Source organism: Aquabacterium sp. (assembly GCF_030652515.1).
Lineage (GTDB): Bacteria > Pseudomonadota > Gammaproteobacteria > Burkholderiales > Burkholderiaceae_C > Aquabacterium.
Window position 1 is genome coordinate 1 of sequence record NZ_JAUSAR010000104.1, and the last position, 13,902, is coordinate 13,902.

A 13,902-nucleotide genomic window follows, 5' to 3' on the forward strand; every position below is an offset into this window, starting at 1 on the left:
GTGCGTGTGCGGCTTGATGGAGCCGGGCTTGCACAGCACTTGGCCGCGCTGCACGTCTTCACGCTTGGTGCCGCGCAGCAGGATGCCGACGTTGTCGCCTGCTTGACCTTGGTCCAGCAGCTTGCGGAACATTTCCACGCCGGTGCAGGTGGTCTTTTGCGTGTCAGCGATGCCGACGATTTCGATTTCTTCGCCGACCTTGACCACGCCGCGTTCGATACGGCCGGTCACCACGGTGCCGCGACCCGAGATCGAGAACACGTCTTCCACAGGCATCAGGAACGTGCCGTCGATGGCGCGCTCAGGCGTGGGGATGTAGGTGTCCAGGGCTTCAGCCAGCTTCATGATGGCTTGTTCGCCCAACTCGCCCGTGTCGCCTTCGAGTGCCAGCTTGGCCGAACCCTTGATGATGGGGGTGTCGTCGCCAGGGAAATCGTACTTGGAGAGCAGTTCGCGCACTTCCATTTCGACCAGTTCCAGCAACTCGGCGTCGTCCACCATGTCAGCCTTGTTCAGGAAGACCAGGATGTAAGGCACGCCCACTTGGCGGGACAGCAGGATGTGTTCACGCGTTTGGGGCATCGGGCCGTCAGCGGCCGAGCACACCAAAATGGCGCCGTCCATCTGGGCCGCGCCAGTGATCATGTTCTTGACATAGTCGGCGTGGCCAGGGCAGTCCACGTGAGCGTAGTGGCGATTGGCCGTTTCGTACTCGACGTGCGCAGTGTTGATGGTGATGCCGCGGGCCTTTTCTTCAGGCGCTGCGTCAATCATGTCGTAGGCCTTGGCCTCGCCACCAAACTTCTTGGACAGAACGGTGGTGATCGCTGCCGTCAGCGTGGTCTTGCCGTGGTCAACGTGACCAATCGTGCCGACGTTGACGTGCGGCTTGGTCCGTTCGAATTTGCCTTTTGCCATGTTTCGCGCTCCTGGCGGCTTTCATCAGCCGAGAGAATTGAAGAAGAAAGGTGTGGTGCCCATGGGCAGGATCGAACTGCCGACCTCCCCCTTACCAAGGGGGTGCTCTACCACTGAGCCACATGGGCATCGACACGGGTCTGGGCGCTGCTTGACGACTGCTGTAACAGCCACCACAACACCCACACCAGTGCCGACCACGGCCACCCAAACCTGGGAAGACCGCGAGTTTAGCACGCGAACCATGACAGAACCGCGACTTGGAGCGGGAGACGGGGATCGAACCCGCATCATTAGCTTGGAAGGCTAAGGTTCTACCATTGAACTACTCCCGCCCGGGAGCCATTCACGATCACGTGTTTTGCTTGGTTTGCCTTGGTGGAGGGGACAGGATTCGAACCTGTGTACGCGTAAGCGGGCAGATTTACAGTCTGCTGCCTTTAACCACTCGGCCACCCCTCCGAGGCAAGCCCTAGATTATATCACACAAGTGTTTGACTCATCAAGTTGGTGCCGAATTTGTGCAAATCAGGCCGGTGCCGCCTGCAAAGCGGGCTTGCGCCAGAGCATGGGCGCTTCGATGAAATGCCAGCAGAGCCAGGCCAGGCCGCCAACCAGCACCAGCAAAAGGGCGACGCCACCCAGGGGCGACGCCTTGAACACCCCGAACTGCACCAGCGCCTGGATGATCGGAAAGTGCAGGATGTAGATGCCGTAGGAAAAATCACCGTGGCGGGTGACCGAGCCCAGGTAGCGCAGGTTGTGCGCCGCCCAGGACACGCAGGCGGACAGGGCCAGGGGGTAGAGGAAGACCCCGACGGTGGGGCGGGTCTGGTCCCACTGGTAAGCCAGCAGCAGCAAGACCAGCCCAATGGCGCCCAGGCGCCAGCCCAGGCGCCGCAAAGCGTCACGCTCGCAATAGCACCAGGCGCCCGGCAGGAAGAACATCAACTGGCCGGGCATCTGTTTGGCCAACTCAAAATAGCCGCTTTTGCCCGTGCTGTAAGCCAGGTGCATGAAACCACCCCACCACAGGCAGGAGCCGATGAAGCCCAGGCCCAGCACCAGGTGATGACCAAAGCGGCGCGTCAACCAAAGGATGACGGGCACGATGGCGTAAAACATCAGCTCCACCTTGATGGTCCACAGGGCACCGTTGACGGGCGCCCCCGGCATGGGGTTGTGGACGAAGACCCCCGGAAGACTCGGCTGCAGGAAGTTCAGGAAGCTGAGGTTGGCCCCCAGGTACTGCCACCAGGCTTTGCCGAAGTAGTCAGAGGGTGGCAGGGTGCTGATCAGACAGCCCAGGAAGGCGCAGGCCAGGACCACGGCAGCGTAAGCGGGGACGATGCGGCGCAGGCGCTTGGCGGTGTACTCGCCCAGGGAGGGCGTGCGCTCGCAGCTCATGTACACCAGGTAACCGCTGATGATGAAGAAGATGGACAGGGCGATCTTGGTGTCGGCCCAGAGCAGGAACGACAAAGTCGGCTCGCGGGACAGGTCGACCACGTGCAGGGCCATGACGCCCGCGGCGGCGATCAGGCGCAACAGGTCGAAGTTGTTGTGGCGGTTCATGCGGGGACGGGCTTCCAGGGCTTGAGCCAGGCGGCCAGCGCCAGGAGGCAGAACAAGCCCGCAGCGGACGACGCTGCCAGGCGGATCAGGGGAGCAGTGGGCCACCAGGGCAGCAGGAAAACGGCGCTCAGGCCCAATGACAGCCCCCCGGCCAGCACCAAGGTGGGCAGTTGCACGTTGGCCCACAGGCGGTTGAAATGCAAGAGCAGGCCGCCGTTGACGAGCACACCCAGCAACAGCGCCATGGCCATGCCTTGGGCACCGTACAGCCAGGCCAGCAAAGGCAGGGTGATCGCCTGGGCAACATTGCCGGAGGTCTCACACACGAAGGGCAAACGGGTGTCGCCAGCCGCGTAGTTGTAGCGGGCCAGCAGGGTGTTCCAGCCGGCCAGCACCAGGGCCACCGCGTACCAACCCAGCAGGGGCGCCAGGATGGCGGTGCCTTGCACGTTGGGGAAGAGCAGCGCGACGATGGCCTGGGCGGACAGCAGCAGGCCCACGGCCGCCGGGGTGGTGACCAGGGTGTTGAGGGCCAGGCCCTGGCGCAACAGCGGCAGGCGGTCGGCGGCAGCGCCCTTGCTCATCAGGCCCAGCAAGACCTGGTTGACGGACATCAGGGCCACCAGCGGCAGGTTCACCAGCTTGCGGGCCAGGTTCAGCACGGTGACCACCCCTTCACCCAGGTAGGAGGCGACCATGCGCTCCAGCAGCATCAGGCCCTGGCCCATCAGGGCGCTGCCCAACAAGGGCCCGACGCGGCTCGACAGTTCACGCACCGTGGGCGCATGCCAGCGGATCGCCCACAGTGCCAGGCCATGGGCGCGAACCGCAGGGACCATCAGCAGGGCGGCGGCCACGCTGGCGACCACGAAGGTCCAGGCCAGCGAGGGCTCCAGGGATTGGGCCTGGTGCAGGGCCAGGTAGATGACCACGGGCAAGTTGTAAACCAGTGACGACAGCCCGGCCAGCAGGAAGCGGCCCTGGGCCTGCAAGGGCACGCTCCACAGGGCCTGCAGGAGCAGGCCAGGCACGGTCCAGGCCAGAATCTGCAGGGCCTCCTGGGTGACCGGCCGAAGCTGCGGTGCCAGGCCAGGGCCGACGAGCCGGACCCACCATTCGGCGCCGAAGGACAGGACCAGGGCGAGCACCAGACCCAGCAAGCCCACACAGAAAGTGACGCGACCCAGCCAGGCCACGCGCTCAGGTTCGCTGCGCTCCTGGTACAGGGCCATCCAGGCTGAGGACAGCAAGCCCCCGGCCAGGATGATGCGCAGCGCCTCGGGGATGAACAGGGCGATCAGGAAGCCATCAGTGCGAGCACCCGCGCCCCAGGAAGCCACGAGCAGCCATTCGCGGCCCAGGCCAGCGACGAGGCCCAGCAGGGTCACCAGGGTGAGGAGTCCGGCCGAGCCGAGCATGGTCAGCGCGCCTTCAGCTTCAATGCAGCAAGGTGAACAAGCCTTTGGCGCCCACCTTGTAGTTCAGGCCACGGGCGCGGGTGCCCACGGTCTTACCGCCCTGCCCGGCCACGATGGCGTAGGGCTCGACCTTCTTGCCCACGGTGGTGTTGGCCGAGACCACGGCACCTTCGCCGATGTGCGCCCCCGGCAGGATGATGGCGCGCGAGGTGATCCAGGCGTAGTCGTCGATGCGCACAGGGGCGGAGACGGACCAGAACTCGGGCGCGTCCAGGTCGTGCCCGCCGGCCACGATCAGCACGTGCGAGGCGATGGCCACGTGGTTGCCGATGGTCAGGCCCGAGCGGGCGTCGATCTGGCAATGCCAGCCGATGCAGGTGTCGTCGCCGATGACCAGACTTTCAACGCCCAGCACCTCGGTGTTGCGCCAGATGCTGGAGCCCTTGCCGATCTTGGCGCCGCCCAGGCGCAACCAGGCCAGCCGCACGTTGTGGCTGGGGATCTTGTTGATGAGGATGTTGTAGATCTGCTCCCAGATGCGGCGCAGACGGTCGACGATGGTGGGCCAGTTGCGGCCATAGTCGGGCACCTTGCGGCCCGGGATTTCGTCGAACAGCAGCACGAACAGGTCGCGGGCCAGCGGGTTGGGGATGCGCTTGCGGATGTCCAGCGAGCAGATGTGCAGCACCACATCCTCCGGGCCCTTGCCTTTGGATTCGAAGAAGAGGTCGTTTTGCAGGCCCCACTCGTAAGCTTGGTCGAGTTGAGCCGGGTCCACCTTCAGGCGGGCCGCGTACTCGGGCAAGCGGGGGCGCAGGTTGGTGCTGTGGAGGATGCGGTGTTTCATGGGCGGGCAACTGACGTGGGAGACGGCGCGGGCGCTTTGGCCGTTTGCAGGCTGATGGCCAGGATCAACCAGAACAGCGAGATCAAAACCTGGGTGAAGCTGAAGTAGTGGTCGATGAACCCCGTGGCCAAGGCCGCAAGGACCGTGCCGGTGGTGGCGATGCGCATGCCGTTGTCCGCGTTGACGACCGCAAAGCTGCCGGGCATGCGCACCTGGCGCCACCAGGCCGTGGTCACGGCGATGAAGAGCAGCATGCCGGGCAGGCCCAGCTTGTACCAATAGTTGAGCCAGAGGTTGGAGATGCCGTAGACCCCATTGGCGGTGGCGGGCGTGTCGGCCTTGAAGCCCATGCCCAGCGGGTAGCGGACCACGGCTTCAGGGAAGTGCAGGTACTCCTCGAAACGCACGCCGGTGCTGACATCGTTGGACGAGAACAGCGAGGCGAAACGTTGCTGGGCGGGGGGGTACAGCGCCAGCAGGGCGGCCGCCAGAAGGAGCGCCAGCAGCAGGCCGCGCCCCGCGTAGGGCGTTTTCTTGATCGCCAGCCAGGCCACGAACACGCCCAGGCTGAGCAAGGCGCCACGTGAACCACTGAACACGATGCCCGCCGCACCACCCACCGCCACGAACAGGCCCAAGGCGCGGCGCCAACCATGCTGGACCACGGCGTAGAACATGCCCAGCGGTACCGCCAGCAAAAGCGCCCCGCCGGTGGAATTGGGGTGCACCCAGGGGGAGGCCATGCGGGTGGGGTCGGCGGTGAGGATGTCCTGGATGGCGTCCGGGCGGGCATAGTGCAGCGCGGTCAGGAAGGCGACCATCCTCATGGGATCGCGGCCCATGAAGAAGAAGCTCAGCGAAATGGCCAGCAGCCCCGCGAAGCCCAGCAGCAGGCACAGCAGCAGGCGGTCGCGCGTGCGCTGATCGGGCGTGAGCAGCGGCACCAGGAAGACGGGCGAAACGTTGAGCAACCAGCGGACCCAGTTGACCGGGCCGACGCCTTCGGCCTGGACCATGAACTGGCCCGCCACCAAGGGCACGATGCTCCAGGCCACGAAACGCATCATGGCGCGCTCGGTGGGGTTGCCGGGCCAGGGTGGCAACTTGCCGCCCAGCCATTGGAAGAACACGCCGACCCAGGTGAGCGCCAGGATGGCCTCGGAAGTGGTGATTCGGGCGCCCAGGGTGATGGTCATCCACGGCAAAGCCGGGGCCAGCAGGCAGAACAGCAGCAAGCCACGCAAAGGCTGGGTGACGATGTAGACCGCGAAGGCCAAGGCACCGGCCGCCAGCATGCCCAAGGGCGCGCCGCCCACCAGCATCAACAAGGCGAACAGCGCACCAATGGCCGCCGGGAACACCGTGGATGCGCCAATCATGCGGCCACCTTGGCGGCAGTTTGCAGGCTTTGGTACACCGCCTCCAGCTGGCTGGCCGAACGCGCCCAATCGAACTGCTGGGTGACGTGTTCGCGGGCGGCCAGGCCCATGGTGCGGGCTGAGGCAGGGTTGGCCAGGGTGTGGGCAATCGCCTGGGCAATGGCTTCAGGCGTGTCGGCCACGAGGGCATGGACGCCTGCGGTCGCGTTCAAGCCCGAAAGCCCTTCGGCGGTGCTGATGAGCGGCAGGCTGGCGGCCATGGCTTCCAGCACCTTGAGCTTGGAGCCGCCGCCGTAGCGCAAGGGCGCGAGGAAGGCGGCCGAGCGCGATTGCACCTCGGTCAGGTCGGGCACGTAGCCCAGCCACTCAATGCGCGGGTCGGTGAAGCGCTGGCGCCAGGCGTCGGGCAGGCCATGGCCGCAGATGCGAAAGCGGGCGTCTGGCACGAGTGGCCAGACGCGGGGCCAGACCTCGGTGAGCGCCCATTCGACCGCATCGACGTTGGGTGCGTATTCGTAGTTGCCAACGAAGAGCACGGTGCGCGAGGCGGCATCAGGCTGCACGTGGGCAAAGCCGCGCGTGTCCACACCATTGCTGACGACGTGTGCGGGGCGTCCGCCGAGCTGGGACAGCGTTTTGGCATCCGATTCGGTGACGGCCACGATGGCGGCCGCCTTGGACAGCACCTGGCGCTCCCACCGGCGGGCGCGGAACTGGTCGTAGCGGGCCAGGCCGCGCAAGGGGGCGGGCCATTTGCCGTAAGTGGCGGCGCCCAGCTCGGACTCGACGTTGTGCTCGGTGATGATGAAGGGCTGCGCGGTGCGGGCCAGCTCGGCGCCAAAAGGCTCGAAGCCATAGCTGTGCTCGACCTGGATGGCATCCCAATGCCCTTGCCGCAGCAGTTGCGCAAAGCGCTGCGCCAGGGCCGGTGCATGGCCATTGACGGTGGCCAGCAAGGGCAATGGCGACGTGGCCGCGTGCCACAGCGTGAGCGGGTGCCGCAGGGCCCGGCGCGGCAGCACGATGAGCTCTTCCAGCAGCGGGGTCAGGGTCTTGAGCACCTCGTCGTCGGCCGGTGTCTTGGACTGGACCAGCAAGGTGATGCGGTGCCCGCGCCCGGCCAGTTCGCGCAGCAGGTGGAACTGGCGCGCCTTGCCGCCGCTGGTGATGGGCCAGGGCAAGTAGGGCAAGGTCCACAGCAGGCGCAGCGGCTTCATGCGTGGCTCAGGATCTGCAGGGCGGTGCTCACGGGCACGCGCAGCTCGCCGTTGGCATCGGCCTTCAAAGCCTGCTGGCCGCCTTTGAGCGGGTGGTGCAAGGTGGCTTTTGAAACGCCTTTGAGCCGCAATGTGCCGGGCTTGTCGGCCCAGACCATCCACAGCTTCTGGCCGTCGGGTTGGCGCCAGGCGATGCTGATCAGGCCTTCGGGCTGGTCGCCGACGATGGCGGGCGGCGTGCCGGGTTCGATGCGTGGGCCGCAAACCTTGAGAAAGCGCTGCAACGCGAAGTACACCGGCTTGGGCTCACCGTTCTCGCGCAGCAGGCCGTAGCGCTGATCCCGAACGCTGGCGCGCTTGTCCAGGTCAGACAGGGTGAACAAAAAGACGCGGTCGTAGTCCAGCGCGGCCATCAAGGCCAGGCGGCGTAAGGTCAGGTCGGCCTGGCCTTGTTCGCCCACGATGGGTTGCTCTTCTTTCGGGCCGTCGTAGCTGGACCAGCCCCATTCCGTGGCCCAGATCTGCTTGACCTTGGCCCCGCGCAGCCATTGGTGGGCGGGCACCACGCGCTTGACGAAATCGCGGCCATCCTGCTCGGAGCCTTCGGCCGTGGCGGTGTAGGGGTGGTAGGCGATGATCAGGTCGAGGTTGAAGGCACCCAGCTTGCCCATGGCCTCGATCATCAAACCGTTCTGGCCGGTCATCTCGCTGAAGTAGGCCATGCCGGCCATGGCGATGGGCTTGGCCGGCACGGTGGCGCGCAGGCCCTGCACGCTGGCCAGCAGCAGCCGGCCATAGCCTTCAGGATCGGTCTTGGGCGCCCAAAAGCCGGGGATGTTGGGCTCGTTCCAGACTTGCCACACATCAACCTGCGGATAGCGCTTGGCCAGCATCACCATGCGCTGCGCGAACAGCACCGGGTCTTTCGGCGGGAACTTGTCGAAGTACTGCTCGTAGCGGTCGCCCTTGGCCACCACCGAGGCAAAGCGCGGTGTGCCCACCACGCTGGTGATGTTGCGCAGGCCGGCGTCCTTCACCAGGGCCATCATGCGGTCGATGGCCTCCAGCTCGAACTGGCCTTCCTTGGGCTCCATCAGCATCCAGTGCAGGCCCAGGCGCACCCAGTTCAGGCCCAGGTCTTTCAGGCGTTCGACCTGCTTGCGCGCCATGGCGGGCTCGAACCATTGCAACTGCGCATTGACGCCGAGGAAATCGCGCCAGACCACCGCGCGCACGGGCGTGAGCGCCATGGCGGGATGGCTTTTTTTGCCCCACAGACTGAAGGCACGGGTAGGCAGGGCCGCCAGCGCCCCGCTGCTCAACAGCAAGGCACGGCGCAAGGCGGATGGACTCGTCATGGCCGTTTGCCGCCCGACACCAGGGACGCCGCTTCGCCGCGCACGCCGCCGCTTCGGGCGCTGCGCGCCACCCAGGGGTTCAGCGTTTCAAAGTAGTGGACAAAAGCCTGGCCCGTGCGAGACCACAGGCGCTGCTCGCTCAAAACGGTCGCGGCCTTGGCCCATTGCTTGACCTTGTCGGGCTCTTTCAGGACCGCGCCGATGGCTTCGCTCAGCGCCGCCACCTGGCCTTGCGGGTAGGACACCCCATTGCCATGGCTGATCTCTTCGGCAAAGGCACGCGCATCGGAGGTGATGGCGCCACGGCCCGCTGCGATGGCCCAGGACAGCGCCCCGCTGGTGCCGCGCATCTGCCCCATCAGGGACAGCTTGCGGGACTCGCGGTAGGGCAGCACCATCAGGTGGTTCCGCTGGATCAGGCCGGGGATGTCGTGCTCGTCGATGTCGAATTCCCACTCGACCTGCCCACTCAAACCCTGCGCTTCGACGCGCTGGCGCAGACCATCCAGGTAGCTGCCGCCCGCGCCAAACGCGATGTCCGGGGCGGTGCCGCCAGCGATCGTCAGCCGGACCTGGCTGGCCAGCTCGGGCTCCTGCTTGAGCAGCGTGCCCAGGGCGTCCACCAGGTCTTCAATGCCTTTGCCGCTGTAGATGAAACCGAAGTACAGCAGGCGCAGCGAACTCAGGTCAGGCAAGGGTTGCGTGGGCAGGCCAGGCGTGCCATGGGGAATGACGCGGACCTTGGCGACCGGCACCTTCATGCGCCGGGCCAGTCGCTGCGCGCCGGTCTGCGTCAAGGCCACCAGGCCGTCCAACTGCCGGGCCAGCCTGCGTTCGGACCACAGCGTGTGGGGATCGACCAGCACCGCCATGACCTTGCTCACCAACCCGGGCACCCAGGTGGCCTTGTCCAGCGCCCGCCACAGGGCGCTCACGGGCCGCCACACGATCCGCTCAGGGTCGTGGATGGTGGCCGACAAGGCCGGCCGGTTGGGCAGCGCGGCCAGGGCGCTGAGCACGAAGAATTCGCCATGCCGACCACCACCCAGTTCAGCGTGCACCACGTCGACCTTGGACCAGTCGCGCTCGGCCACCCAGCGTTGCGCGTCTTCCATCGACAGGATGGGGCGCTGCCCTTGCAAGGGCGTGAGCACTTCGACACCGGCCGCGTTCACGGCGCGACGCCATTGCACGGCGTAGTCGGCAATGCCGGTTTGTTCAGGGGGCAGCGGGGACAGCAGGGCCAGTCTCAAGCAGGCCTCCTTCAGCTCTGGAAGAAGCGCATGACGCGGGCCGGCACCTCGAAGCGCCGACGATTCAGGATGATGCCGTCGACCTTGCGGAAGGCCGTGCGCAGCACACCCAGCGCGTTGTCCACCACCGGCACCACGCTGGCGCGGGCCTCGACCACCATCACGATCAGGTCGGCCTTGCCCAACGACAAGAATGCCTGCCGGTTGCTCAGCAGGTTGGAGGCCTGCAGCAAGGCCACTTCGCCCGGCTGGGCCTTGCCCGAGGTCGGATCGACCACCACGGCCAGACCCTGGGCCTGCAACACCTGGCGCAAATGCTGAGCGATGAAGCTGACCCCTTCACCGGACCGCGACGAGGCCAGGCCCACCGTCAGGCCCTTGTCGGCCACCCCATCCAAGGGCAAGGTGCCGTAGATGCGGTGCAGGCTGGCGTGAAAATCGTTGTCTTCACCCGCGCCCGTGATGTCTTTGACGGTGCTCCACAAAGGCACACCAAAGCGCGCTTCAAGGCGGCCACCATCGTGGATGCGCTGGTCCATGACCGAGCACAGGTACAGCACCAGCAGGCCCACGATGGCCCCCGCGGGCAAGGCCAGCGCCAGCAGCACCAGGCTCTTGGGCGAGGCGCGCGAGGGGTTCAAGGTGGCGTCCTCGATCACCGCGATGTTGTTGATGCGGTTGTCGTCCAGGGCCTGGTCGATGCGGGCTTTTTCCAGGCTGTCCAGGTAGAGCAGGCGGCTGCGCTCGGCCACCGTCAGGGCCTGTTCCAGGCGGGCCAGTTCGGGCTCGCTGGACAGCACCTGCTGACGGGCCTGGGTCAATTCGTCGCGCTCCTTGTTGAAGGCCGAAGTCAAAGACAGGATCTCGCGCAGGCGCACTGCCTTTTCAAGCTCGCTCTTGGCGAGCAAGGTGCTCAGCTCATTGGGCGCGCGCTTTTCGCCGCGCTGCATGGGGCGGTCTTCCACCTTCAGTTGTGCTTCGAGCGCCACGATGCTTTCGTTCAACGAGAGAATGGCCGGGGCACTGTCCTTGAACACGCGCAAGGCGTCGGCACGCTGGCGCTTGAGCTCGGCCAACTGGTTGCTCAGGGCCAGCCACGCGGGGCCGTAACCCACGTCGCGCTCGGCCACCGTCTCTTTGGAGATGCCCTTGGCCCGCCCGGCCGCGTAGGCCGCGCCCTCTTCCAATGCGGAGCGCTCGGCCAGCAATTCGGACTGGCGTGTGCGCAGGTCATTCAGGCGCTTGGTGATGGCCGTCAGGCGCTCTTCCGCGCTGATGCCGTTGATCTGGGTCAGGCGGCCCCGCAATTGGCCTTTGATCGATTCGATCTGCTGGTCGGTGTCGCGCACCTTGTTGTCGTAGAACACCACCAGCGTCTTGCGGCCCAACACCGTGGTGCGCTCGTCGGTGTAGACCTTGATCCAGGTCTTCATGATGCGCTGAGCCAGCACCGCGTCGCCCCAGGCGAAGCGCAGCTCCATCACGCTGGAGCCTGGCCCGTGCGACACGGTGAAGGCATCTTCGAGTCGATTGGCCAGGCGGTCTTCCTCGCTCTGCGCTTCAGACAAGCCCAACATGGCCGTGAACGAGCGAATGCCATCGCGCACCGCATTCACGGTCTTCTTGAGGTGGTACTTCAGCGCGTTCTTGAAGCCCGGCGGCGCCTCGGCGGGCAGCGACAACTCCGGCAGGTACAGGCGCGCCACCTGCGTGACCACGGGGCGACCGGTCAGCATCTTCTCTTCGTCGATGATGGGATCGCGCTGGCTGCTTTGGGGGGCGTAGGTGGCGCGGTCGGTCACATCGATGGGCACCGTCAGGTTTTCACGCCCGGGCTTGACCAGCAGGCGCGCCTCGGAGGCGTATTTGGGCGTCCACAGAAAAGCCCCCAGCACGATCAAGGTGACGGTGACCCACAGCCCGATGAAGAACTGGCGGCGGAAGATGTAGAACAGCCGGACGATGTCCCGGAAAGAACGGATATCGATCATGATGCTTGGCAGACGGCTTTCTTCACTTGACCTTGGTTTCGCCCCAGCTGTAGCTCAAACCCATCGCGCGAGTAAATGGCAACAACTGATTGATGTAGACCTCGACGCCATCGCCCGCATTGCCCGCTGCCGACTTGGGCACGAACAACACATCGCCGCGCTGAAACGCCAGTGTGGGCGTGCCGCCCTCGGCGGGCTGCAGCAGGCGGCTGAAGTCCACGAAATACAGCTGGTAGCGCGATTGCTCGTCCAGGCGCAGCAGCGCCACATGAGTGGGGTCGGCGCTGGGCATCAGGCCACCGGCGGCGAACAGGCCTTGCTCCAGCGTCGCCACGGCCGACATGTCCAGCGGCCCCGGCGTGCGCACGGCCCCGCCAATGACCACCTTGCTGCTGGGCGATGACACGATGTTGATCGTCACACCCGGCTCGCGGTAGTAAGCCTCCAGCCGAGAACGCATGAGCTGCGCGACCTCGTCGGGCGTTTTGCCGGCGGCCTCCACGCGGCCAGCGTAGCGGTAGGAAAAGCTGCCGTCCGAGCGCACCGAATAAATCTGCGACTGGCTGTCTTCCACCAGGTTGCGCAAATCAAGCGAGACCGCGTCTTGCGAATCGCGCACGATGCGCAAGGTGTCGCCCGGGTGAATGCGCGTGGGCTGTTTGGCCATGCGGACGATGTCCTCGGCCGTCAAGCGCCGAGCCCCGATGGCGCCATCGCCAGGCGGCGTCAGGTTGCCCATGGGCGTGCAGGCGGCAAGGAACAGGCTGATGAGCAGAGCAAAGAGCTTCATGGCAGACGGCGCAGGGCCTTGCAAGCAACGAACAAATCGGGGAATGGGCCAGGCGAGAGCCGCCTGGCATCGGCGCGTGAGCGCATCATAAGAGGGCACACGCCGGAAATACCGCCCGCCATCGTCATGCCGACGCGTCAGGCTGCTTGATGCGTGGTGTTTCGACGAATTGGCGCCGCCATTGCAGGTAGGCCTTGCCCATCGCAGAACGGTTGGGACGCCAGATCCAGGGCACCCCAAATTTGACGAAGAAGCGCAACATGCTGCGCAGGTGCGTCTTGCCCGAAGTGGACCAGATGCCAGCCTGACTGTGCCGCTGGTGCTCGTGCACCAGCTCGACCTCGGGCACGGCCATGACCGACCATCCGTTCACCCACATGCGCGCGCACAGGTCCACCTCTTCGAAATAGAGGAAATAGCCCTCGTCCATGCAACCCACCTGCTCGAAGGCGGTGCGGCGCACGACAAAACCGGTGCCCATCACCCAATCGGCTTCGAACGGCCCTTCGCGCCAGTTGCGCTTGAGCAGGTGGGATTTGACCAGGCGGCGCAGCGGCGCCAGTTTGCCCAAGGCAGTGCGCCGGGCGAGGATGTCGGGCAGAGAATAAAACCGCCGCGCCGAATACTGCAGGCTGCCATCGGGGTTGATCAGCTTCAGGCCCGTCACGCCCACTTTGGGCTGTTGGTCGAACAGGCGCTGGATGACCTGGACGGTGTTGCTCAGGAAATACGTGTCGGGGTTGAGCACCAACACCAGGTCGGTGTGCGAGGCCGCCACGCCCAGGTTCACGCCGGCGCCAAATCCACCATTGCGGCCAGACAGGATCACCCGCACGCCATCGGTCAGCGCCGCCTTCAAGCGCTCACCCGAGCCATCGGGCGAGTGGTTGTCGATCACCACGATGTCCGACGGCTGCGCGATCTGGTGCGCCAGCAAGGAGCGAACGCATTGCATGGTCAGGTCAAACGTCCGGTAATTGACGATGACCACCCCAAGGGTGCTCACGGGGGGAGGCGGGTCGCCTGCGGCGTGCAATGTCATGGCGGCGGCTTTCTGCTTGGCGAGCATCTGATGGGCCTGAAAACAACTCCGCCCGTTAATCGGTCCACGGTGCAATTAATGCCCCATACCTGAATTGTCGGGGAAACCCTAGTG

General features: G+C 65.5%; 11 protein-coding genes and 3 tRNA genes. All 14 read right to left on the bottom strand.

The genetic code is table 11. The features are described 5' to 3' along the window. On the bottom strand, window positions 1–918 hold a 918-nt coding region (tuf, locus tag Q7V20_RS12365; protein ID WP_304791311.1), incomplete at its 3' end, for an elongation factor Tu. 53 nt (window positions 919–971) lie between these two features. Then, window positions 972–1,046: transfer RNA gene (locus tag Q7V20_RS12370), tRNA-Thr, on the bottom strand. 133 nt (window positions 1,047–1,179) lie between these two features. Beyond that, window positions 1,180–1,253: transfer RNA gene (locus tag Q7V20_RS12375), tRNA-Gly, on the bottom strand. Between the two features lie 41 nt (window positions 1,254–1,294). After that, window positions 1,295–1,380, bottom strand: a tRNA-Tyr gene (locus Q7V20_RS12380). 66 nt (window positions 1,381–1,446) lie between these two features. Further along, window positions 1,447–2,493 carry an acyltransferase gene (locus Q7V20_RS12385; protein ID WP_304791314.1) on the bottom strand — a complete coding sequence of 349 codons (1,047 nt, stop codon included), beginning with the start codon at window positions 2,491–2,493 and terminating at the stop codon, window positions 1,447–1,449. Next, window positions 2,490–3,911, bottom strand: coding sequence for a lipid II flippase MurJ (locus tag Q7V20_RS12390; RefSeq protein ID WP_304791317.1), 1,422 nt, complete (start codon window positions 3,909–3,911; stop codon window positions 2,490–2,492). The genes Q7V20_RS12385 and Q7V20_RS12390 overlap by 4 nt, the downstream gene beginning before the upstream one ends. A 19-nt stretch (window positions 3,912–3,930) precedes the next feature. After that, window positions 3,931–4,758, bottom strand: coding sequence for an acyltransferase (locus tag Q7V20_RS12395; protein WP_304791319.1), 828 nt, complete (start codon window positions 4,756–4,758; stop codon window positions 3,931–3,933). Continuing rightward, complete coding sequence (locus Q7V20_RS12400) at window positions 4,755–6,137, bottom strand: O-antigen ligase (RefSeq protein WP_304791322.1); 1,383 nt, start codon at window positions 6,135–6,137, stop codon at window positions 4,755–4,757. The genes Q7V20_RS12395 and Q7V20_RS12400 overlap by 4 nt, the downstream gene beginning before the upstream one ends. Further along, entirely contained in the window at window positions 6,134–7,354 is a 1,221-nt protein-coding gene (locus Q7V20_RS12405) for a glycosyltransferase family 4 protein (protein ID WP_304791325.1), read from the bottom strand. The genes Q7V20_RS12400 and Q7V20_RS12405 overlap by 4 nt, the downstream gene beginning before the upstream one ends. Continuing rightward, complete coding sequence (locus Q7V20_RS12410; protein ID WP_304791327.1) at window positions 7,351–8,712, bottom strand: beta-galactosidase; 1,362 nt, start codon at window positions 8,710–8,712, stop codon at window positions 7,351–7,353. The genes Q7V20_RS12405 and Q7V20_RS12410 overlap by 4 nt, the downstream gene beginning before the upstream one ends. Further along, window positions 8,709–9,965, bottom strand: coding sequence for a glycosyltransferase (locus Q7V20_RS12415; protein WP_304791330.1), 1,257 nt, complete (start codon window positions 9,963–9,965; stop codon window positions 8,709–8,711). The genes Q7V20_RS12410 and Q7V20_RS12415 overlap by 4 nt, the downstream gene beginning before the upstream one ends. A gap of 11 nt (window positions 9,966–9,976) precedes the next feature. Beyond that, the gene (locus Q7V20_RS12420; protein WP_304791333.1) at window positions 9,977–11,956 is read right to left on the bottom strand and encodes a hypothetical protein; all 1,980 of its coding nucleotides are present in this window, start codon (window positions 11,954–11,956) and stop codon (window positions 9,977–9,979) included. Window positions 11,957–11,978: 22 nt separating this feature from the next. After that, the gene (locus Q7V20_RS12425; RefSeq protein WP_304791336.1) at window positions 11,979–12,746 is read right to left on the bottom strand and encodes a polysaccharide biosynthesis/export family protein; all 768 of its coding nucleotides are present in this window, start codon (window positions 12,744–12,746) and stop codon (window positions 11,979–11,981) included. Between the two features lie 124 nt (window positions 12,747–12,870). Beyond that, the gene (locus tag Q7V20_RS12430; protein WP_304791339.1) at window positions 12,871–13,815 is read right to left on the bottom strand and encodes a glycosyltransferase family 2 protein; all 945 of its coding nucleotides are present in this window, start codon (window positions 13,813–13,815) and stop codon (window positions 12,871–12,873) included. Window positions 13,816–13,902: the final 87 nt, after the last annotated feature.